Raw genomic sequence first — 22,216 nt, 5'->3', positions numbered from 1 at the left:
ACTCGATGTTCTCATCTCTTCACTGTCGAGGGAAGCCGCCATGACGGACGACTGGGTAACCGTTGCCGAAAGCGGGTCATTGATCGAACTGCAAGACCTGCGTGAGCGATTGCGGGATCACGGGATACGCGCCGAAATCCCCGAGCAACTCGGAACGGCAACAGGCATGACCGACGTGTACGGCCTGCGACGACGGCACACGCTATGCGTTCCCAAGGCCCAAGAAGCGGAAGCGCGTGCGTTGTTGGGGACGCCCCAAAGCGAACTCCCGCCCGACACGCCTCGACACCGAAAGGCGGCCGATTGGCCCACGTGTCCGGATTGCGGAAAACCGCGACTAGCCGTATGTCCTTATTGCGAAACAGCCGGCAATGAGTTTTTAGAGCCGGACTCGATCGCTCCCGAAGAATTCACAACCACAGAGGAGGCCTGTAGCACCGGCGAGTGCGGATGCGGCCCCCAGACGTCCGATGTGATTGCGAAACGTCCCGACCCGACCGCCGATGACGGTGAAGGCTACGTGGAAGACGCCCCGAACCTGGTAATTTGCCCGAGTTGCGATGAACCGTTCCGGCCGCGGATGGCAAACCGGTGCCCATGGTGCAACCACTCTTTCCCGGACGGTATTCCCGTTTCGCCTGAACGGCTGGCAGACCACCGAATCGGCGTCTCGGAAACCGAACCGGCCGTGCCGACCTGGAAAATCGCAATAGCCGTGGTTGTCTTAGGCGTTTTGCTGGGGGGATTGTTGGTTGGGTTCCTGAACGTCTAGCCACCAAATGCAAGCGGGGAACGTCTTTGAAACGCTCCCCGCACGAATATTGCAGCCCGTCGGGCGATGATTCGGCCGTTCAGCTACCGAACTCGGTTCGGCGCTTGGCCAATTGCTGTTGCAATCGCTGAACGATCGAGCTGTGCATCTGGCTGACGCGACTTTCCGAAAGGTTGAGCGTCGCGCCGATTTCCTTCATCGTCAGCTCTTCGTAGTAGTACAAAATGATGATCAGCCGCTCGTTTCGGTTGAGCCCCTTGGTGATCAACCGCATCAAGTCCGTTTTCTGAATTCGGCGGGTAGGGTCCTCGCCGCGTTTGTCTTCAAGGATGTCGATTTCCCGCACATCCTTGTAACTGTCGGTCTCATACCATTTCTTGTTCAAGCTGACGAGATTGACGGCGCTGGCCTCGACCATCATCCGTTCGAGTTCGGGCACCGTTAGGCCGAGCTCCTCGGCCAATTCATTTTCAGTCGGCTGGCGTCCGAGCTTGGCCTCCAATTTCTTTTTGGCCTCATTGAGCTTGCTGGCCTTCGCGCGCACGAGCCGCGGCACCCAGTCCATGGTCCGCAGTTCGTCGAGCATGGCACCGCGAATTCGGGGCACGCAGTACGTTTCGAACTTGACACCGCGCGACAAATCGAAGGCGTCGATGGCGTCCATCAAGCCGAAAACGCCGGCCGAGATCAAATCGTCCAGCTCCACGCCCTCGGGCAGGCGCGACCAGATACGCTCGGCGTTGTACTTGACCAGCGGTAAATAGATTTCCACCAGGCGATTGCGAAGCTCTTTGTTGGTGGGATCTTTTTTGAACGCGATCCACAACTGCTCCACATCTTCCGGAGCGAGAGTCGTCGCCATGGGCTCCTCCCTGAAGGTGCATTCCTTGGCGGCGCGTCGTTTCCACGGGAAAGGATCGTGCCGCTTACTACGCGTTTACCAATTCCGTGTTGCGTTGCTTGGCCGGGCTCGAACGGAACTACGACGATCGGTTCGTGGTTTCGTCCTTCGACCCTTCCGAAGTGCCGTGTTGCGATGCCAATTCGCGTTCCATCTGCTCCTTGACAGCTTCGGTCACCAACCGGTCGGCGACGGCTCCGACAATCGCGCCGACCACGCTGAAAACGCAAAGGGCCATCCACGATCGAAACAACACATCGTTCGTGCTGCCCGCATGCAACAGCCCGTGGATGAGTGTCGCAGTCATCGCCAATGGTCCCAGGACTCCTGCGTAGATTCTCGCCACAGCCCTGCCTCGCGACGGCCCACCAACTCATCCCAAGCGTTAAACTTTGCCAAGCACTACGCTATTCAGTCTCCTTCAAGCTATCGGCATTCACAGCCGCGACAATTGTGTCTTTTTCTCGGATTTTGGCTTTTGCAGCGGGTTTGGAGCCTAACGTCGTTCGATCTCGTTTGTCGGTTGCGCTGCATCAGCACGCAAAGTCGTGCTTGCCGCACGCATTTCGAGCGAGGCCCCACTTTTCGCGATGAGCGATGCCCGTTGCCGTTGCCGTCGTTCCATCACGTGCTCGACGATCGCGGCCGCTTCCCGGGACAAAGAAGTGTGCGTTCTGCGCCAAGGAGCGTCCGAATCATCCACCGATTCGACTTCCGGCAACCGCCCTGCCCATCCGATTGTGACGCCCAAGAATCGGCGACATGCTTCCTCCAACCGCCGACGTACGTCGGCAGCCGCCTGGGCATCGGCGGCGCGATTGAGCACCAGAGCGACCGACCGAGCCACGGACTGGGCACCGACCGATTTCATCCAACTGTAGCCGGCCACGATCGCGGTCGAATCGGGCGAACATACGAGTAATCCGGTATCGGCGATGCCCAGCCATGCGCGACACCAAGCCCCGCAACCGGCACCGACGTCGATCAGCACGTAGTCGGTCTCGACCTGCTGCCTCAAAAGGGCGGCTAACCGAGCCACGACAGCATCGCTTTTTTCCACCCGCGTGCCGGCCGCAAACAACTCCGACGGCGTTCCCGGCTCCAAAACCAGCATTCCGCGACTTCCGGGCACGACGGCATCGACGAATCCCACACTACCCGAAAGCATCCCCTGCCAGCCGGCAGTTTTTTCCGCCCCCTCGGTCTCCTCCGGCGTGACGTTCTCCGAGGTCACCAGGACGACGCGATTTCCCTCTTCGGCCAAGCGCTCTCCGATGACGACCGCAACGGTTGTCGCCCCGACGTTGCGGCTTCCGGCGCAGATCGGCACCAGCAGCGGCGGCACTACCACCGATCCGGCCAAGCGGCGCCGGACCAGATCACGCAGTCGAAATGCTTGATCGTGTGCCGTGTACACGATTCACCTCGCTTGCTATGCCACACTCGCGTCTAAACGGTTTCGATTCCCAAAACCATGCGGGCGACTCGCCCGGCTCGCGCCACTTCGATGTCATCCGGCACGCTCTGCCCGTTCGTCAGGTAACTCAAAGGCAGTCGATTGTCGCGCAGTACCTCGAGCAGGCTGCCCAAAGCCGGGGCTTCGTCGAGCTTTGTCAGGATCATGGCCGTCGGCTGGGCGGCCTCGAACTGCTCGATCGTCTGACGCAGCGCCTTCGTTCCGGAAACGCTGCTGAGCACCAGGTGCACTTCGTCGGCTTGTGCCTCGTTCAGGAATGCCCGCAACTCCCGAATCTTGATGCTGTCGCGCGGACTACGCCCGGCCGTGTCCATCAATACGAGATCGACATGAGCCAATTTGCGGATGGCTTCCCGCATCTCGCGAGGCGACGATACGACTTCCATCGGCAAGTCGATGATCTCGGCGTACGTCCTCAATTGTTCGACCGCCGCAATGCGGTAGGTGTCGACCGTGATGAGCCCGACGCTACGATTTTCACGAAGCCGATAATTGGCGGCCAACTTGGCAATCGTCGTCGTCTTCCCGACTCCCGTCGGACCGATCAAAGCCGCTACCCGCCTCTGGCCCGGAACGACCTCGATCGCGCCGCACACCGAAATGGCCGATTCGACCATGCGGGCCAATCGCGTCTTCAACAACAGGGGATCGGTAAGCTCTTTGCTTCCGGCCTGTCCGCGAACGGTCTCGATCATCTTTCGAGCTTCGTCTTCAGGCACATCCGCCTCAATCAGATCGGTGAACAATTTGAAGATCGCTTCGGGCCAATCGTTTTGCGGCGTCGCTCCCGTCTTCCGATACAGCTCCTGAAGCATTTGCTGCATTTGTGCCAGCTGGCCGCGGACATCGTCGTCGGTCCGAGCGGATCGCGCGACGGTTGCTCGCGTCAGGTCGAGTCCACCGTCGAGACCGGCATGAGCGGCGCCGGCGACAACCGGCCGTTCAATCGCCGGCGCCGTCGTATTTTCGGCCGCATGAACCGCTGATGACGTCGGGGTTGCCACCGCTTCCACGCGATGTCCCCGCGGCGGCAGGCGGCTGGGAACATTGACCGAAGTCGAGGCGGTGATTTCAACCTGTGGTGCCCCCGGCAACAGGCCAAACAAACGACTCGTGCGAACCTCGCGTGTCTGCAATATCGCGGCGTCCGGTCCAAGCTCCTTTCGAACCAATGCCAACGCCTCGTGCATGCTGGAAGCTCGAAACGTGCGGATATCCATCTCGCATCCTCGTCAACGGTTTCCGATTTCGCGCCGTTTTTGGAAAAACGCGGTTTCAATCGCTATTTGTCACTGTCGACCACCATCCCTACCGATTCGATCCGCGTATCACGAGTAACCTCGTTGTAGCTGAGTACGACTAGATTCGGCAGATGAGCCGCCGTCATCTCACGCAACGCGGCACGAATCTGCGGGCTGACCAACACGACCGGCGGTCGATTGGCCGCGGTCAATTTTTCCACTTGGGCGGCGATCGCCCGGCTGATTTTTTCGATCATCTGCGGAGCCATGCGGATGAACAGGCCTCGCTCATTGTGCTCGAATCCCGCACGAATCCGATCTTCGAGCGTCGGATCGAGCGTCACCACGTGCAACCGGTTTTCGGCATCGCGATAACGGGTGGAAATCGTTCGGGCCAGCCGCGCCCGCACGAATTCGGTCAACAAAATCGGGTCTTTCGTCCGTCCGGCGTAGTCGCCCAACGTCTCCAAGATCACGCCGAGCTGGCGGATCGGAACTTGTTCCCGCAGCAGCATTTGCAGGATTTGCTGGACTTCGGCCAGCCGCATGACGTTGGGAATCAAGTCGTCGACGACCGCCGGTGAGGTCTTCTTCAACTCGTCGATCAAGTGCTGCGTTGCATCGCGGGTGAGGATTTCGTCGGCGTGACGTCGAATCGTCTCGGTCAAGTGCGTCGCGATGACGGCCGTCGGATCGACGACCGTGTAACCGTACATTTCCGCCCGATCGCGCATCGAAGGTTCGATCCACAAGGCCGGTGTGCCGAACGCCGGATCTTTCGTTTCCACGCCTTGGATCTTTCCGGTAGTCATTCCCGAATCCATCGCCAGCAACATGCCGGGATAAACCGTGCCGGAAGCCACCGGTGCGCCGGCGATCTTGATTCGGTACGCGTGCTGATCCAACTGGAAGTTGTCGCGAATGCGAACCTTCGGCAAAATGATTCCGATGTCGGCGGCCACGTTCTTACGAATCCGATGGATGCGGTCGAGCAAATCGCCGCCCCGTTTGGGATCGGCCAAGCGAATCAGCCCCACGCCAATTTCCACCTCCATCGGATCGACGACGAGGTAGTCTTCGATACGCTCCTCGGGCTTTTTCTTGGCCTCGGCCTCCTTTTCTTTCGCGGCAACCTGCTGCTTACGTTTCGTCTCGCGTCCCAAGACGACGGCCAATCCGACACAACCGGCCGCAAGCGACAACAACGGTACCGCCGGTAAACGGGTAAACACCAACACCCCCAAGAACCCCGCCGCGACCGCCAACGCCTGAGGGCGTGCAAACATCTGCCGCACGAATTCGACGGGAAGATTGATCTCTTGGCTACTCCGGGTGACGAGCAAACCGGCCGCCAGCGAGATCAAGAAAGCAGGAACTTGACTCACCAAGCCGTCGCCAATGGTCAATTTGGTGAACAAAGATGCCGCATCGGCAAACGACATCTGCATCTGAACGACGCCGATAAACAAGCCGCCGATGATATTCACGAGCGTGATGATAATGCCTGCGACCGCATCGCCGCGTACAAACTTGCTGGCACCGTCCATCGCCCCGAAGAAGTCGGCCTGGCGAGTGATTTCTTCACGGCGGCGCTGCGCTTCGTGTTCGTCGATGATCCCGGCACTCAGGTCCGCATCGATGGCCATCTGCCGGCCCGGCATCCCGTCCAAGGCGAATCGGGCGGCCACTTCGCTGATGCGCGTTGCCCCCTTCGTGATCACGACGAACTGAATCACCACGATGATCACGAAAATGATCAAGCCGACTACGATCTTGTCGCCGGCGACGAATTCGCCGAAGGTACGAATCACGCCGCCGGCAGCATCGAGCCGGGCCTCGCCGGCTCGCGTGAGAATCAAACGCGTGGTCGCGACGTTCAGCACCAGCCGCATCAACGTCGAGGCCAACAACAGCGACGGAAAAATGTTAAACTCCAGCGGCGTGCGTACGTAGATGGTCGTCAGCAGCATGATAACCGCCAGCGTGATGTTGGCGGCCAACAGCAAGTCCATCAACCCTACCGGCAACGGAACCAGCAAAACCAGAACGCTGGCGATGATCCCAATCGGGAACACCAGCTCTTGCGGTCGGGCAATGCCGAGCAAACCGCTTTGGGGTGCCGGGGCCGTCGTAGCCATCGTGTGGTTCGGAAACTCCCTTTTCCTGACGACACAGCGATCTTAGCGGCCGCCACGCGCTGGAGCGGCCGCTCCCATTCCGGGGAGCACCGAACAGTAGCGAAACCGGGCGTCATTTTCCAGATGAATTTACCCCACCGGCGAGCTTGCCGCCCCCCTCGGTATCAGGCCTTTTTCCCGCGACAACACTCTCTTGGCCGGACATCGCGTCTTTCCTAGGCGAAAGAGACGATTTTTGCCGATGGGGAAAAACGTAGCCCCCATCTCACCTTGCGAGGATCAACAAAATAGAGAATCTTGAAAAAGGCGAGAGGTTTCAGGCGTCGTCTCGGTCTCAGTCCTCAATTTCACAGGGCCCACCATGTCCCAATCGGATGTCACAACATCGGCTCCCGTCGGGGGATACGTCGACAAACCGTGGATTCCGCGGTTTTGGGAGGGAATGACCTTCTCGGCTTGGCTGCGAATCCTCGCCGCACACGGCTTTCGGATCGCCCCCAGCCGGTGGGCCATGGCAACGATCCTCCTGCTGGTGGGAATTTTCAATTCCGTTCTGGCAATCATTCAAAAATTGATCTACGGCCGCGCAATCGCCAAGGTACGACTGGCCGACGATCCGATTTTCATCGTGGGACATTGGCGTTCGGGAACAACCCTGTTGCACGAATTGATGATTCTCGATCCGGAGCACGCTTTTCCCGACACCTACGCCTGCTTCGCGCCGAATCATTTTCTCGTCTCGCGGCGATTCCTCGTCCCTTTCTTGTCGTTGTTGATGCCCAAAACACGGCCCATGGACAACATGGAGTTCGGCTGGGACAAACCGCAGGAAGACGAGTTCGCGCTGTGCAACCAAGGAATTCCCTCGCCCTACTTGAGCATGATCTTCCCCAACGAAAAGCGACGATACGATGCCTTCCTAACGCTGGACAAGGTGTCGCCGATCGAAAGGGCCCGCTGGAAGGGCGCTTTGTTGCACTTTCTCCAAGCGGTTTCGCTACGCAATCCGAAACGCATGGTTCTCAAGTCCCCACCGCATACGGCGAGGATTCGAACGCTCTTGGAGATTTTTCCTCGCGCCCGCTTCGTCCACATCTATCGCCATCCCTATTCCGTTTTTCCCTCGACGATCAACCTCTGGAAGCGGCTTTGGCGCGATCAGGGCCTTCAAGTGCCCCGTTTCGAAAACCTGGAAGAGTACGTCTTCGAAACCTTTTTGACGATGTACGAGGCCTTCGAACGTGATCGTGAACTGATCCCGTCCGACCGCCTGTCTGAAGTCCGTTTCGAAGACCTGACGGCCGATCCGGTGAGGGAACTGGAACGTATCTACCGCGAGCTGGACTTGGGCGACTTTGAACGGGTCCGCCCTGCCGTTCAGGCCTATGCCGACAGCCACAAGAATTACAAGAAGAACCGCTACACATTGCCCGACGAACTGCGACGCAAAATCGACGCGCGTTGGGCGTCGTTCATGGAACGTTACGGCTACGAAAAGATCTCGACGGCGGAAGAAGCGACCGCGTCGGATCGTTCCCCCGATAGCGTAGAGAAATCCGGCAACTGACGCGAAGACGTCGTCCTCCGAAACGTGCGTCGGTCATGCCGCCCGCTTCGGAAACTTCTTACCGTTGAGCTGGTACACGTAAGCCAATACTTCGGCCACGGCGGCGTACAAGTCTTGAGGAATCGGCTGGTTGATTTCGACGTTCTTGTAAAGCGCCTGCGCCAACGGTTTCTTTTCGACGATGGGAATGCCGTGTTCCAAGGCGAGACGTCGAATGCGTTGAGCCGTAAGCCCGGCCCCCTTGGCCGTGACGACCGGCGCGGCCATCGTTTCGGGATCGTATTTCAAGGCCACGGCGAGCTCGGTAGGGTTCGTCACAACCACGTCGGAATTCGGGATCGCCTGACTCATGCGATTCAATGCCAGTTGTCGTTGCACGACGCGCCGTCGGGCGGCGACCTGCGGATCCCCTTCCAGGTTCCGAAGTTCTTCTCTGACCTCCTCGGTCGTCATCTTCAAATCCTGTTCGTTCTTCCAATACTGGAAGCCGAAATCCAAAATGGCGAGCACGAACAGGGCGATTCCCACGCGAATGGTCGTCCAGACCAACAAATCGGCGATAAATGAGGCGATCTCGCTGGGGTACAAGGCGGCCACGTTCAAGATCGATTCAAACTGCGATGTCAAGAATATTCCCGCCACCGACGCGACGACCAACAGTTTGAAGATACCGAACGCCAACCGCACGACGTTCGACAGCGAAAACAACCGTTCCAATCCCTTGATAGGATTCACCCGGTTCAAGTCGGGAACCAGTCGCTCGGGAAGAAACAGAAACCCCATCTGCAACAGATTCGTCACAACCCCCGCCAGGAAGACAACGACGAAAATCGGTGCCACAGCCAACGCCGTATCCCACGCAACCTGATGCAGGAATCGCACGAGCGTTCCGAAGTCGGCTGCGACGATCGTAGGTCCACCCAATTGATGTCGTGTGAAGTCGGTCAGCAGTTTGACGAATCGTTCTCCCGCCACCAAGACGGCGACGGCCCCCGCCAGCAGAATCACCGCCGAGGTCAAGTCTTGGCTGCGCGCCACCTGTCCTTGCTCGCGAGCCTTCCGCCTGCGATGCGGGGTCGGATCATGGGAGCGTTCGCCGTTCTGCTCGGGCATGGACTCGTGTCAAGCAATCGGAGGGAGCGACGGATCTTCCAACGAAATCAACTCAAGGCCGTGGTCGTATACCGGATTTGCTCGATGAGGCGATCCAACGCCACTTCGAGGTGTTCTTGGAAAACGATCGCAACGATGCCGACGGTAATCAGTAATCCGGCAAACGTCAGCATCGCGTTCAAGCCGAATCCGACGGCCAAGATATTCAACTGCGGAACGGTCCGACTGATCAAGCCCAATACCAGGATGGCCACCAACAAGGCGGTCACCACCGGTGCCGACGCCCGCACGCCTAACACGAAACTCTCGGCCAACAACGACAACAACACCTCGGGCGCCCGAACCGGAAGCAACCCCGCCCCGGGCGCGGCAATATCGAAACTCGTGAGCAAGCCGTCGAGTAAGATTCGATGGCCGCCCAACACCACGAAGATCGCCAATCCCATCAACGAAAACAAACGGCTGAACAACGGAACGTTGCTGCCGGAACTCGGGTCGAACGTATCTGCAAGCATGATTCCGCCGATCCGAGCAACGAGTTCGCCGGCCAATTCGATGCCGCTCACCAAGACGACGACACCGAAGCCCAATACGAAGCCGATCGCGACTTCAGCGGCAATCCAAATAAGAAACACAACGACATTTCCCGGATCGGGTACCTCGACCGACCACACCCCCGGCATCACCAAGGCCGCGACCGCAAACGACAACAAGGCCCGAATCCGCATCGGAATGTCGTTTGTACCGTAAATCGGCGCAACCATGAACAGGCCGCTCACGCGAGCGAACACCAGCGCGAAAAGAATCAATTTCTCGGCGGGTAGCTGCGCCAACCAATCCATGAAACTCGCCCCCGATTCGCGAATCGCATCGACGAAACCCTACAACATCGATGGAATATTCGCGATCACTTCGTGCGAGTACTCCAAGAGCTGTATGAGCACCCACGGCAGCGTGAGCATCAGCACGATCGCCATGACGACGATCTTCGGTACGAAGGCGACGGTTTGCTCCTGAATCTGCGTGAGCGCTTGGAGAAAGCCGATCACCAGGCCGACGAACATTCCCGACACCAGTACAGGAGCACTGATCAGCAAAGCGATCCAAAGCGCCTGACGCACCAGTTCTACCGCATCTTGTGCATCCATCGTGGTTTATCGTTTTCACTCCGCAGGAACCGAGGCAACCGGGCACACCAAGCGCACGGCGTTTTGCTAGGTGATCCCTTGAAAACTCTGCATCAACATCTCGACGACCAGGTGCCATCCGTCGAGAAGCACGAACAACAACAATTTAAACGGCAGTGACACCATCACGGGCGGCACCATCAACATGCCCATCGACACCATCACGCTGGCAACGACCATGTCGATAATCAAAAACGGCAGGTAGATTTGAAAACCGATCAGGAAGGCCGTTTTCAGTTCGCTGAGCATGAAGGCGGGTACGATCACCGACAACGGCACCTCGTCGTAGGTTTCCGGCTCTTTTTCGTATGACGAATGCTCGAGAAACAACCACACGTCATCGCTGTTCCCGCACCGTTCAATTTGCGCGCTCATGAACCGGTGTATCGGACGCGACCCCAATTCCCAGGCCTCTTCCAGCGTGATCTCTCGATTCGTATACGGTCGGATCGAATCGGAATAGACCTGCTTCCACACGGGCATCATGATGAACACGGTCATGAACAGCGCCAGCCCGGTGATCACTTGGCTGGGAGGCAGGTTTTGTGTGCCCAGCGCCTGCCGCACGAACCCCAGAACGACGATGATGCGAATGAAACTCGTCGTCATCAACAAAATCGCCGGCGCCAGACTCAAAACCGTCAACAACAACATTACCTGAAGTGTCGACGAGAGTCCCTCGGGGCTCGTCCACACCTTGGGACCGCCCGACAGGCCTTCCGGCAGTTCCAACGAAATGGGGCGATTGGAAACGTTTTCCGAAGAAGCGTCGCTTCCCTGCTGCGCGAAGGCCGGTGGAACGCCCAAAGCACACAGACCGACCGCCAGCGCGCAGGCGAACAGCAGCCGTCCTCTCGTTCGCTTGCGATTTTCATTTCGGCGGTCCATTTCGACGCCTCCTTGCGTCGCCTACTTCACCGAAAACGTCCCGTCGTCCCGACGTCGGCGTCACAGATCGCCGACGGTACCCTGCGCATATTGTCCGAGAAGATGCTCGAACGTCTTGGTCGAACTATTGCCGTGCATTCGCGCACACAGCCCGGCCAAGTGATCCACCTCTTGCGGATCGGTAATTTCGGTCAAGGGCTCGGCCGTTCCATCGCCGACGGCCACGAGGACCAGCTTTCGGCCGCATCGAACCAGAATCAATCGTTGTTTGCCCACGAACGGTGCTTGCCCCAGTACTTCGACTGCATCAGAGGGCAGCTTCACCGTCGTCTTCGTTCCGGCCTTGCGCAACAGCCATGCGAAGATGAAGAACAGCCCCAACACGAACGCAACCGCCCCCAAAGTGCTGATTGTCGTCCCTAGCCCCGATCGACCCGATGAGGCGGAAAAACGCCCGGCACTACCACCTTGTCTGGGACGCAACAACAACGGGGCTTGTTCACCACCGTCGTCGGTCTCCGGCTGCGGCTCTGAGGCCACGGAAGAACCCTCGCCTGCCGAGGATCCATCCGGCATCTGTAGCGTCGGCGTCGAACCGCCCTGCGGCCCATCCAATACTACCGGCGTGACGGCCGTGGCACTCGGCCCCTCCGTGCGACGATCGGCCGAGGCGGTGCTCTCACCGTCGCTTTGTGAATATTTCCCCAGCGTTTCCGAGCCTGGAACGGTTCCCAACGGCTGATCGAATTGCGGCCGCCGAATATCCTGTTGCGATGCTTGCGATTGGGGAATCGGTGACGGAAACGGCAACTCTTGGGCGATCGCAGCCGACGCTTTCCATCCAAGATTCGACAGCACGACGACCCAAGCTCCCCAGACCAAAAAACGGCCCGTGGTGCGCAACGCGGCTCTTGGACCTTCGTCGGCCCCTCTTCCGCAAATTCGCCGCCGGATCGACTTCCAATGCCGGATCATCGGGAAGAAACCATCCTTGCCTTTTTCCCAGGCTGTCAACCGCCGCCTCAAGCCACTGCCGGATTTTGGCCTGCCACCAATTCGGCGACGCGGATACAAAAGTTGTCGTTCAACACGAGCACTTCACCGCGTGCGACGAGACGCCCGTTCACGTAGATGTCGACCGGGTCACCGGCCAGCTTGTCCAGCGGTACAACCGAGCCCTTGCGCAACCGCAAGACATCTTCCAGATACATGTGTGTGCGTCCCAGCTCGATCTTGACGTCAAGCTCGACTTCCTTGACCAAATCGAGCGTTGCCGCCTCGGTCGAAGGCGGTGCCCCGGAGAACTCATGAAGTTGGAATGCGACCACCCCCGGCGGGACCTCGCCGGGCTGATCTTCATTGATCGAGGCCAAAGCGGCTTCCGCCTGCTTCAGCAACAAATCCAAGTCTTGCTCGGGAATATCGGCTTCCTCCGGTTGCGGACCGGCACTCGGCGGAGTCTGTTCTTGCTTCTTCTTGGCGGTCGCGCCACGTCCGGCCTGATTGAGCAACTTTTCGATGTCGTCTTGGCCCAACAGCTTGTCGGCATCTTCGATTTGAGGCTCCGACGGCTGCGCTGCAGCGGCCGCCGCAGGTTGTTCGGTAGTTTGCGCAGCGGGTTTGTCGGGAGCCGGGGCAGCCTCGTCTTTCGGCGGCGCAGCCTCGGCATTTCCCGATTTGGCGCCGCCCAGAAGGGCCTCGATCTCGGCCTGGTCAAGGGCTTCTTGGCCCCCGCCCGATTCTGCCGGTTTTTCTTCCGGCTTGGCGCCGCCTCCTGCGCCTTGGGCCAATAGCTTTTCGATTTCGTTTTGATTCAGTAATTCGTCGTCGCCCATCGGATTCCATTCCCGAGACAACGCAAAACGGTAACTGTGCCAAGTCGGTCGGCTCAACGGCGGCCGGCACCTTTCACCGGAAACAGCCGGCCGGAGCCGAGGTCACAGTTGACCAAATCGGCCTGGATCCCTCAAGACCGATCACGCCACACAAAACCCTCCTAAACCACGCAGTTTACCCCACCTTTACTGCTCGACGAAGGAGAAATCACTGAAGATGACCGTCCGTAAATACGGTTTGCCCATCAGACGATTCGTCTTTTCCAAAATGCGTCGCTTTACCAAACTCAAACCGGCATCCGTAAGGTCGGTAAGCTCGGCACTTCGGACAATCGTAATAACCTGATCACGGAGACGGTTCTGGTTCTTGTTCCACGTCTCGGTGAACGCCTCTTGTTTGTCGGCCGCCACCGTTCCCCACAGGTGGAAATCGATTCGCAGAGTGGTTTCGGTCGTCGGTTGATAAGCGGTCACACTGAATTCGCCCAAGTCGACCTCGACCTCATTACCGATGGGCGCTAAACCGAAGTTCAATGTCGGATCCATCGACGCTTCGGGAACCGTCGCCGGATCTGCACCGTCGGCAGTTGCTTCGGGCGGCGTTTGTGCTTCGGCCGTTTCGGTCGAAGACGCCTTTGCCTCGTCGTTTCCCGAACCGGGCAACACGAAATAGGCCGCCGCCGCCTCGGCAATCACAAGGCCGGCCACGAACCCGATCAGTTTGAACTTCGCTAACATCGTTCCCCCTCGTGGTTTATCGCTCTGAGCAGCTTGGGAATCCGAGTTTTGATTGCCGTTCGTGGTTTCCGCCATGGGTGCACCACAACTCCCGGATTTGTTTGTACAGTCCTCCTCACTTAACAGTATAGGTTACGGGGAGACCGCTGCCGGTCATCCGTGGCGCTTGCGGGCACTCCCCCGATTTAGAGATCTGCGTAATCCACAAGACCGCTACGATCAACACGACCGCCCAAAAAACAACCCCGGAGAAGGCTGCTGCTTTCTCCGGGGGCTGAAGTGCCATATGTTCGCCGGGAGGAGGTTCAGCTTTCCGGCAACGTCGCCGACCGATCTTGCTGTTCGTCCGGCGTCCCTTGTAGATCCTGCGTCAGTTCATTGAGCATGTAGATTTCGATGCGGGCATTGAGTTCCCGCTTCTTCGGATCGTGATCGATGTGCAGAGGTTCGTTCGGCCCGGCAACCGAGATCCGAATCCGGCGTTCGTCGATTCCCATTTCGACCAATTTTTGCGCAATTTCGCGGCACCGCGCATAGGCCAAATCGTAATGATCCTTGTAGGGTGAGTCGGGCGGAAGCGGTCGTGCCGACGTGTGACCGCGAATCTCGATTTTCTGCGGTTTGCCCGCGATCGTGGCCACGATCTTTTTCAAGGCATCGTCGGCGTCGGCGGTCATCGCATCGGTTCCCTCGGTGAACTGGATGACACCACCGATCGTCGGATCGTCGCCCGGGCGAATCGAACGGACACGCATATCTTCGCCCGCCGGTCCGTCGGTGCGACTGGCTCCTTTGAGAGTTTTCGCCTTTTTCTCTCGCCCCTTGCTGGTCGACTTCAGCGGCGTGGCCACGGTCGGCTTGTAATAGACGGCCAAATCGTCCAACGCTACGTATTTGCCGAAACGTTTGCGAAAGGCCTCGGCCATGGCCTGGAATTCGTCCTCCTTTTTCACCTCGCTCATGGCCGCCAACATGATAAAGAACGTCAGCAAAAGGGACATCATATCCCCGAAGGTCAACACCCATTCCGGTGCTCCGCCGCCACCTTCTTCCGGAGGATTCAGTTTTCCCATGACGTTCTCCTTGAGCCAAAAACGGCGTGTTTCAGGCGGCTTCTTTCTGTTCGAGGGCCTTGCGTTGTTTGGGCGGTACGAACGTCTTGAGTTTTTGCTCGATCACTCGCGGATTTTCGCCGGACTGGATCGCCATGATTCCGCGAACGATGATTTCCATGTTGATCTGTTCTTGCTGCGCCAAGAATCCGAGCTTTTCGGCCATAGGAACGGCAAACAAATTGGCCGCCACCGCCCCGTACAAGGTCGTCAACATGGCCACTGCCATACCGGGCCCCAACGCCGCAGGATCATCCATATTCCCCAGCATGATGATCAAGCCGATCAACGTTCCGATCATTCCGAATGCCGGGGCGAACTTTCCGAACTGATCCATGACCAGCTTTCCCGTCCGGTGGCGGCTGGCCACTGCTTCCATCTCTGTTCGCAACACGTCCTCCATGACTTCCGGTCGCGTCCCGTCGACGGCCATCTGAATCCCGAGAACGACAAACGAATTGTCGATCTCTTCGATGCGGCTTTCCAAGGCGAGCAGACCGTCGCGACGAGCCGTTTCCGCCAACGAAACGATCTGCTCGATCAGCTTGACGACATCTTCCTGCTTATTGAGAAAGACCTTCTTGAGGACCATGAAGGCTTTGAGAGCTTCTTTCAGCGGCAAAGCCACCAACACGGCAGCCGTCGCCCCACCGATGACGACGGCAACCGAAGGGTAGTCGATGAAGGCCGAAAACGAAGCACCGGGGGCAATGGCGATTGCCCCGATAATCAAGGCAATTCCCGCGATGACTCCGATGAGACTGGCAATGTCCATCGTCGTTTCTCACTCCCTGCTGACCGATTGCGGCTTGCGGTGCATGTGGGGTGTTCGCACCGGCTGATAATGCTTTGCCTGCTGATACAGCACGGCCCGCCGCATGACTTCTTCCATCGTTTCTGCGACAACGATCCGTTCTCCAGTCGTGAGCGTGATGTACGTGTCGGGCCGACGCTCCACGTAGCAGATCAAGTCGGCGTTCAACACGAACGGTTCGCCGCCCAATCGTGTCAACTTGATCATGCGTTCCCTCGCGCTTTTCGTTCTTTCGGCGGAGCCGCCGCATTCCCCTCACGACCGATACGAACGGCAAGCCCATTGCAATCACGTCACAGCGAACCGTGTCGCAATGGGCCCTCTCATGGGGCGACCGTCGCAGGATCGTCCCCGGGTAACATAGGTTGCCGCAGCGACAAATCAACGCCGAAGTGCCAACAACTCGTCAAACATTTGCTGGGCCGTGGTAATCACGCGTGTGTTCCCACGGTACATTGTCGAAGCCAAAATCAAATCGATCAGGTTGCCACCGATGTCGGTATTCGACAGCTCAACCGCCCCGGCAATGACCGTGCCGATCCCCTGTTCGCCCGGATTACCGCGGACGGGCAATCCCGAATTCACACCTTCGGCGTACAGATTCTGTCCGCGCTGTTCCAGCCCGGCGGGGTTCGCGAACCGAGCCAACAAGATTTGGCCCAAGTCGCGCGTGACGCCGTTGGAAAACACGCCTCGGATCAGACCGTCTTCCCCCACGATGAAGCTCGTCAACACCCCGGGCGCCGAACCGTCCTGCCGCGACACGGCCAGGCTGCTTCGATCGGCCGCCAAACCGGAAATGCTCGAGAAGTCCAGCTCGAACTCCAACGGCGAACGGGACGACACATCGCGACGCTCGATAGAAATCGTCGATTCGCTCGCCGAAACGAAATTCCCTTCACCGTCGAAGTAGATCAAGCCGGTCCCGACGGCGATCGAGGTTCCCTCGGCAGGCTGATTGTCGGCCGAATCGGCGAACCACCGGTACACGGTTTGGGTGCTGTCGCGTTGTTCCAAAACGGCCGTCAACCGAACTTGTACCGGAATCCCGAGCGAGTCGTAGACGATGAAGTCCGTCACGGCACTCTCGCCGACGGCGTCCTGCAATTTGCCCCACGGCAAATCGACGGTCTCCGTACCGGTGTCGGTCCGCAAAAGCATCCCCGACAGCCCAACGTCAATCGCGTTATCGACCCCGTTGTTGCCGGTCATGATGATCCGGCCGTCGACACTGACGACACCACCGGGCGAGGTTGCCGGTTCGGCCGGTGGATCGGGCGGCGGCGACAAGGGAATCGGATTCACCGGGTCGTCCGACGGCTTCTGGATCCCCAGCGAATCCGTCATGAAGTCGATCAGGTCCTGCACGGTCGTCGTGTCGGTAATCACCAGTTCTTTCGTGTCGAGGGTGCGATTCCCTTTCCGGCCGGTGAATTCCAACACGCCTTCCTGAAACACCTGCTTATACACCGACCCGTCGCGACTCAACACATCGACCAGCAATGTCGAGGGAATGATCTTCGGCCCGTCGAGGTCGATTTCCGGCTGCGACAAGAGCTCGGTGTCGGACATGTTGTCGACTAGAATCACGTTCGGATCGGTAACCCCGGAAATCTCGCCGATCCGGTGATAGCTCGAATCGGTCGGATCGAACCGATACACGTATCGATTGTTCCACTCGGCCGGATCGCCGGTGGGAATGTTCGACAGCACAACGCGCCCGTTGACCACGTTGATCGGGTCGCTGATGGGGCTGGGCCGACTCTCGACACCATCTTTTTCGAACGTCACGTAGTACGTGTAGTTCCCGCTGAGCAACGTTTCGTCCAGCGTCGGCCCGAGCGCGGCATCCGCAACCGTGTCGGTAAAGGTCGCCGACCCCATTGCGGTTTCGCCGACGTACTTGAATTCCGTATCGCCCAGCGTGCGTCGATAAATCCGCAGGTAGGTGTAATCGCCGCTCGGATCGCTCGGCAAATTGTTCAACGTAATCGTGTCGTCGCCCGGATTCGTAGCAACGGTAACGATGTCCGAAAACCGGCTTTCGCTGAGTGCCGGCGGATTGTTCGGCGGAGGCGGCAGATATTGATTCGTTGCAAACACGATCCGGTACTCGTAGGTCGTTCCTCCCACCAACCCACCACCGGTCGTGCTTCCCACGCCGGCAGTAATCGACACGTCAGGCTCCGGTGCGTACCCGACCGACGCTTTGGTCTCCGGTCGCGTGTATCGGCCGTCGCCCAAGATGCCCGTTTGAATTCGCGCGGCCGTCGTCGCCAAATCGCCCGTCGGCGACAACGTTCCTTCCAAGTAAACGTTCTCCGTCGCCTTCGCGACCGCCTCGGCCCCTAGGGGGATTTTGATCGGCACCAGTGTTGTGCGCTGCACCTCGAAGTTGTCGTCGATTCCGTAGCCCAAGAGCCGGTTTCCCGTCGTCGTGACCAGCTCATTCTCCGAGTTCATCTTGAAGATGCCATTGCGGGTGTACAGCACCTCGTTTTGCTGGCCCTCGACGATAAAGAAGCCGTCTCCCTGAATCGCTAAGTCGGTCGGGTTCGAACTGATTTCGATCGTCCCCTGATTGAAGTTCGGGGTAATATCAGCGACCATCGTCCCCAATCCCTTTTGCCGCGGATTGGTACCGCCGCTGTTGTCCGTCGGCTGCGAACCCAATGACAAGGTTTGCAAGAACTGCGTCGCAAACGTCGCTTCCGATGCTTTGAAGCCGACGGTATTCGCGTTCGCCAAGTTGTTGCCCACGACGTCGATCGTGGTCTCGGCTGCGGTCAAACCCGTCAAAGCGGTCGTCAATGCCGATGCCAAACCCATCGTTCACACCCTCGATTCTCTCGAACACCACGGAAACAACCGTGTTGCGCGCGTTCCAGATGGAATGTATCCTGCTCCTGTCTACCCCTTCTTTTCGACTCGCGCCGTTATCCCGCTTCACCCATTCGCCGAATCATTTCCCCAGTTCACCAAAGGTCATAATTCGGAAAGATTACTCGGCCGCCTGTTTCCCTGCCTCGGCTATTTCCTCGGGCGTCAAATCAGACTGTCCTGCGAGTACTTCTGCGAGATCCGTACCTTCAGGATAGATCTCGCCGACATTTTTCATCGGAACTTTTTTGTCACCGACAAACAAGTATATTTTGTCATTCTCGACCACAATCCGATCAACAGCACCGGTAACTTTGTCGCCTTCCTCGGTCATTCCCTGAATGATCTGACGCAACAACGAACCGGCTGATGCCAGCTCCTGCCCACGGCTGAGCGCGTCCAGCGTATCGATCAGTTTCGTGTTTGCCGCAATCTCCCTGATTTGATTAATTTGCGTCAGGAGTTGCGTATTGTCCATAGGATTCAGCGGATCTTGATTTTGCAACTCCGCAATCATCATATTCAAGAAGTCCTGACTCTTAAGGTCGTCATATGCATCTTTCCCCGTAGGATTTTGCGGTCCCAGTTCGCCTTTAATACCAACCGCCGACGTCTGCATGTCACACCTCGTCCATCTATATAGTGCGTCTTTGTTTTGCTTTATTCCGACTACGCCAACACATCGAAGTCTGTCGACCTCACGCGCCGGTAAACCGCGGCCGTGTCGACCGCCTCGTCTCCCTCAGCCGGATTTCCGACTCGGCCGCCCGCATCGTTCCAGCTCGGAGCTTGCCACGGACGTCGATCGCTGGCCGTCTCCTGCCGCCCCTGCTGAAAACCATTCCCCATGAGGTCCACGTCAAACCGGTCCACGCGAATGTTCTGCTCTATCAAGCGTTCACGCAGCGCCGGTAAGTGCTCGACCAGCAGCCGCTGTGTCGTCGGCGTCTCGGCCTCGAGGCGGGCGGTCATTACACCGTTCCGCAGGTGCAACTCCAACCGCAAAGATCCGAGTTCCGGCGGTCGTAGGCGCATCCTTACCGTCCCGTTTCGTTCGGCCGCCGCTTCGAACGCCTGGGCCACGCGTCGCACGAATTTGGCGCGATCGACGTGAACGGTTTGTCGGTTTGACACCTCGGCATCAGCGCCCCGGACTTTCGCAGCCTGAGGATTCGTGTCCTGGTCGGAACGCGTGCGAACCGTGTCGAGCATCGATTGGGCCGTTACGGTCTGTCTTGCGTCCTCCCCGACGATTCTCATGTTTGCCCGACCGTCGACCGCGGTTCCCGTTGCTGCCGATTCAGATTGTGCAGTCGTCCTGGCAATGTTGGCCTGCCCTCCCGGTCGGCCTGCCGTGTTCGGCGGCGTTTCCGTTGGCGGATTTTCGCGGTCGGGCGACGATCGGCTTCCAAAAAACTGTTCGTTATCTGCGCGCCGGGGATCGCGTTTTCGTCGCGACGTGCGGATTCCTTGAGAAGACGCTTCCTGTGCTTGATCGGGATGGTTGGGTGCTGATTTGTGAGGGCTTGGCTCTTTGACTTCCGTAAGTTCGGCCGGAAGTTCATTCACGTGCTCAATTTCCTGGAACGACGTGTCCTGCGGCTTTGCGTCATCGGTTTTCGACGATTCCATGGGCGACCGGGTATCTTCGTCGGTCGTTTCAGCAGCCTCCACCGCATCAATCAACGGCACCGACACATTTCCGGAATTTGCCGTTGCCTCGTCGGTCGCCAGTTCGTTCGTTGCGGGATGGTTTGCTTCCGTCGTCGCCTTCTGTGAATCGTGAGATTGTGCCTCCTGCCGCACGTTTTGCGTCGTGGTCACGGAAATATCGAGAATCGCAGACTCTACATTGCTCTTCTCCTGCCGGTCTTCTTCTCCTTTCTTCTTTTCCGCTTGAGCGTCGCCCGCTTTTTTTTCGTCGGAGACCTGCGATTCGCTCGGTTCCTGCGATCCGTCAGGAGACGGTGATGTCTCGTTTCGGCTTTCCGCTTCGGTCGCCTCAGGCTCGTCGTTGTTCGACTCAGATCGCGTGGAGGATGTACTATCGGCGGCCGGAACGCTTTCCTGCGGTTGTTTTTCCGGCGTTTGCTTTGAGCGACCATCCGGTTCGGCAGTGATCGCGGTTCCCCGCGAATCGCGACGCGAATCGTCCTCGAAACTTCGATCCCTGCTTACCAAAGACGAATCGCCATCTATTGAAGGCGACGGTTTCGACACCTCCCGCACCATCGAAAGAAAGACATCAAACGGTGCAGAATCGCTTTGCGCCGACTGAAACAAATCGGCGGAAGCAATGGGCCGTCGATATGCGATCGTTGGATCGGATTGTCGCGTCTGAATTTCCGACATGCGTCAGTCATCTCCTTTGCGGGGATGCACCGAAACCGTCAACTTCCCGACGGCGTTAGGTTGCCCAGAGCTTGTTCTGCCTGCTTTGCGATTTCCCCTTCCGGTCCGCCCTCCCGGATGCGGCGAAGTACGTCGGCCATCTTGTCTGTGTCCTCCGGCGTTTGAAACTCGGCCAACAACTTCGCCCGCTTCGAGTCGTTCATATCTTTGAGCAATTGGACGACCTGATCCTCTTCGCCCTTGTCGAGCATGTCCAAGATGAATAGCCGTGCCTGATCCGGCTTAATCGACTCCAAGGTTCGGCGAACCGTTTCCATTCCCTCGTCTTGGGCCTTTTGGCGCAAGGCGGCGATCTGCGATTGAAAGTCGGCCGCCTGTTGGGCCACCAACTGCTTTTCTTGCGTGATCTTTTTCTGCAACAGGGCCAAGTCTTGGAGCCCCGTCTTCAGGGCCATGTCACGCAACTCCAAGTCGCGGTATTCCAACGCGCGCCGTTCGAGGACGTCTTCGTAGGAAGGTTCTTCCTTGGGCTCGGGCTTGGCGTCGTTTTCGCTTTTGTCGCCTTTTTTGGCTTCGTCCGTTTCGGCGTCTCCCCTCGCAACCGCGATCATCGCCGCCACGCGATCGGGTGTCATTCCCCAGGCAATCCACAAATGGATTCCCACCACGATTTCGCCGATCAGGATGGCGGCGAACAGGTGCACGAACAAGGCGACCAATGCATCGAACAGTCGACCCATCATTCGTTCTCCTGTCGCAGATACCGTTGCGCCGCCGTCTCATCCATCAGCTTCGTCTCGCGGCGTTTCTCCTCGCTTCGATGACGCTCAAGTTGCCGTTCCCGCAGCTTCTCCAAAATTCGCACTTCACGATCTGCCTGAGCCAAAGCCTCCCGACGTCGTTCGATTTCCTCGGCAATCGCCGCCGCTTGCTGTTGCAATTGGGCGGCTTGGGCATACAAGGCCGTTTGGTATCGTCGCACGGCCATGATCGTATCGACATCGATGCTTCCCGGCTTGGCGGCTTCCCGTTGTAATTTTGTTGCTCGTTCGAGTTCTTCGGCCAATTCGCGTTGTTTTTGTTCCACCAACTCCATTGCCTCGAGCGCTTGGGCCAATTCTGCCCGACGCTGATCCCGCACATGCTCACGCAGGCGCTGAACCGGTTCCAAGCGAAATCGAAATACGGCCATCGAGGCACA

At 58.3% G+C, this 22,216-nt stretch carries 22 protein-coding genes; 2 read left to right on the top strand and 20 right to left on the bottom strand.

The features are described 5' to 3' along the window. Nucleotides 1-40: 40 nt before the first annotated feature. On the top strand, nt 41-772 hold the full coding sequence (locus ACYQ2I_RS07225) for a hypothetical protein (protein WP_460166336.1): 732 nt from the start codon (nt 41-43) through the stop codon (nt 770-772). 79 nt (nt 773-851) lie between these two features. On the opposite strand, the gene ACYQ2I_RS07220 is transcribed toward ACYQ2I_RS07225, so the two are convergent. From ACYQ2I_RS07220 to flhA, 5 genes are all read right to left on the bottom strand, one after another. Beyond that, complete coding sequence (locus ACYQ2I_RS07220; RefSeq protein ID WP_460166335.1) at nt 852-1,634, bottom strand: FliA/WhiG family RNA polymerase sigma factor; 783 nt, start codon at nt 1,632-1,634, stop codon at nt 852-854. A 118-nt stretch (nt 1,635-1,752) separates the two neighbouring features. Further along, nucleotides 1,753-1,980: a hypothetical protein gene (locus tag ACYQ2I_RS07215; RefSeq protein WP_460166334.1), complete on the bottom strand. Its 228-nt coding sequence runs from the start codon at nt 1,978-1,980 to the stop codon at nt 1,753-1,755. 189 nt (nt 1,981-2,169) lie between these two features. Beyond that, the gene (locus ACYQ2I_RS07210; protein ID WP_460166333.1) at nt 2,170-3,090 is read right to left on the bottom strand and encodes a MinD/ParA family ATP-binding protein; all 921 of its coding nucleotides are present in this window, start codon (nt 3,088-3,090) and stop codon (nt 2,170-2,172) included. Between the two features lie 32 nt (nt 3,091-3,122). Continuing rightward, nucleotides 3,123-4,370, bottom strand: coding sequence for a flagellar biosynthesis GTPase FlhF (flhF, locus tag ACYQ2I_RS07205; protein ID WP_460166332.1), 1,248 nt, complete (start codon nt 4,368-4,370; stop codon nt 3,123-3,125). Nucleotides 4,371-4,432: 62 nt separating this feature from the next. Further along, a complete protein-coding gene (gene flhA, locus ACYQ2I_RS07200; protein ID WP_460166331.1) occupies nt 4,433-6,529 on the bottom strand; it encodes a flagellar biosynthesis protein FlhA in 2,097 nt (698 codons plus the stop codon). Between the two features lie 361 nt (nt 6,530-6,890). Here flhA and ACYQ2I_RS07195 point away from each other — a divergent pair, with 361 nt between their 5' ends. Further along, nucleotides 6,891-8,096: a sulfotransferase family protein gene (locus ACYQ2I_RS07195; RefSeq protein WP_460166330.1), complete on the top strand. Its 1,206-nt coding sequence runs from the start codon at nt 6,891-6,893 to the stop codon at nt 8,094-8,096. 33 nt (nt 8,097-8,129) lie between these two features. Here the strand turns inward: ACYQ2I_RS07195 and flhB are convergent, their stop codons facing one another. The 15 genes from flhB to fliJ all read right to left on the bottom strand — a co-directional run bounded on the left by flhB (nt 8,130) and on the right by fliJ (nt 22,207). Next, nucleotides 8,130-9,209 (bottom strand): flagellar biosynthesis protein FlhB, encoded by a 1,080-nt coding sequence (gene flhB, locus ACYQ2I_RS07190; RefSeq protein WP_460166329.1) that lies wholly within the window; start codon nt 9,207-9,209, stop codon nt 8,130-8,132. Between the two features lie 47 nt (nt 9,210-9,256). Beyond that, nucleotides 9,257-10,051 carry a flagellar biosynthetic protein FliR gene (gene fliR, locus ACYQ2I_RS07185; RefSeq protein WP_460166328.1) on the bottom strand — a complete coding sequence of 265 codons (795 nt, stop codon included), beginning with the start codon at nt 10,049-10,051 and terminating at the stop codon, nt 9,257-9,259. A gap of 39 nt (nt 10,052-10,090) precedes the next feature. Next, a complete protein-coding gene (gene fliQ / locus ACYQ2I_RS07180) occupies nt 10,091-10,357 on the bottom strand; it encodes a flagellar biosynthesis protein FliQ (RefSeq protein ID WP_460166327.1) in 267 nt (88 codons plus the stop codon). Nucleotides 10,358-10,423: 66 nt separating this feature from the next. Next, nucleotides 10,424-11,284, bottom strand: coding sequence for a flagellar type III secretion system pore protein FliP (fliP, locus tag ACYQ2I_RS07175; RefSeq protein WP_460166326.1), 861 nt, complete (start codon nt 11,282-11,284; stop codon nt 10,424-10,426). Between the two features lie 60 nt (nt 11,285-11,344). Beyond that, nucleotides 11,345-12,259: a FliO/MopB family protein gene (locus ACYQ2I_RS07170; RefSeq protein WP_460166325.1), complete on the bottom strand. Its 915-nt coding sequence runs from the start codon at nt 12,257-12,259 to the stop codon at nt 11,345-11,347. A 47-nt stretch (nt 12,260-12,306) separates the two neighbouring features. Then, nucleotides 12,307-13,176, bottom strand: a complete 870-nt coding sequence (gene fliN, locus ACYQ2I_RS07165; RefSeq protein WP_460166324.1) for a flagellar motor switch protein FliN — start codon at nt 13,174-13,176, stop codon at nt 12,307-12,309. A 129-nt stretch (nt 13,177-13,305) separates the two neighbouring features. Continuing rightward, nucleotides 13,306-13,857, bottom strand: coding sequence for a flagellar basal body-associated FliL family protein (locus tag ACYQ2I_RS07160; RefSeq protein ID WP_460166323.1), 552 nt, complete (start codon nt 13,855-13,857; stop codon nt 13,306-13,308). Nucleotides 13,858-14,162: 305 nt separating this feature from the next. Beyond that, complete coding sequence (locus tag ACYQ2I_RS07155; protein ID WP_460166322.1) at nt 14,163-14,930, bottom strand: OmpA/MotB family protein; 768 nt, start codon at nt 14,928-14,930, stop codon at nt 14,163-14,165. A gap of 31 nt (nt 14,931-14,961) precedes the next feature. Continuing rightward, the gene (locus ACYQ2I_RS07150; RefSeq protein WP_460166321.1) at nt 14,962-15,744 is read right to left on the bottom strand and encodes a motility protein A; all 783 of its coding nucleotides are present in this window, start codon (nt 15,742-15,744) and stop codon (nt 14,962-14,964) included. 9 nt (nt 15,745-15,753) lie between these two features. After that, complete coding sequence (locus tag ACYQ2I_RS07145) at nt 15,754-15,990, bottom strand: flagellar FlbD family protein (RefSeq protein WP_460166320.1); 237 nt, start codon at nt 15,988-15,990, stop codon at nt 15,754-15,756. A 174-nt stretch (nt 15,991-16,164) separates the two neighbouring features. Further along, entirely contained in the window at nt 16,165-18,612 is a 2,448-nt protein-coding gene (locus ACYQ2I_RS07140) for a flagellar hook-basal body complex protein (protein ID WP_460166319.1), read from the bottom strand. Between the two features lie 172 nt (nt 18,613-18,784). Continuing rightward, nucleotides 18,785-19,282 (bottom strand): flagellar hook capping FlgD N-terminal domain-containing protein, encoded by a 498-nt coding sequence (locus ACYQ2I_RS07135; RefSeq protein ID WP_460166318.1) that lies wholly within the window; start codon nt 19,280-19,282, stop codon nt 18,785-18,787. 50 nt (nt 19,283-19,332) lie between these two features. After that, complete coding sequence (locus ACYQ2I_RS07130) at nt 19,333-19,923, bottom strand: flagellar hook-length control protein FliK (RefSeq protein ID WP_460166317.1); 591 nt, start codon at nt 19,921-19,923, stop codon at nt 19,333-19,335. Between the two features lie 1,130 nt (nt 19,924-21,053). Then, nucleotides 21,054-21,758, bottom strand: a complete 705-nt coding sequence (locus tag ACYQ2I_RS07125) for a hypothetical protein (protein WP_460166316.1) — start codon at nt 21,756-21,758, stop codon at nt 21,054-21,056. After that, complete coding sequence (gene fliJ / locus ACYQ2I_RS07120) at nt 21,755-22,207, bottom strand: flagellar export protein FliJ (protein WP_460166315.1); 453 nt, start codon at nt 22,205-22,207, stop codon at nt 21,755-21,757. Before fliJ ends, ACYQ2I_RS07125 begins: the two co-directional genes overlap by 4 nt. Nucleotides 22,208-22,216 lie beyond the last annotated feature (9 nt).

Source organism: Thermostilla marina, assembly GCF_054657455.1.
This window is presented reverse-complemented; position numbering and strand designations above follow the sequence as displayed.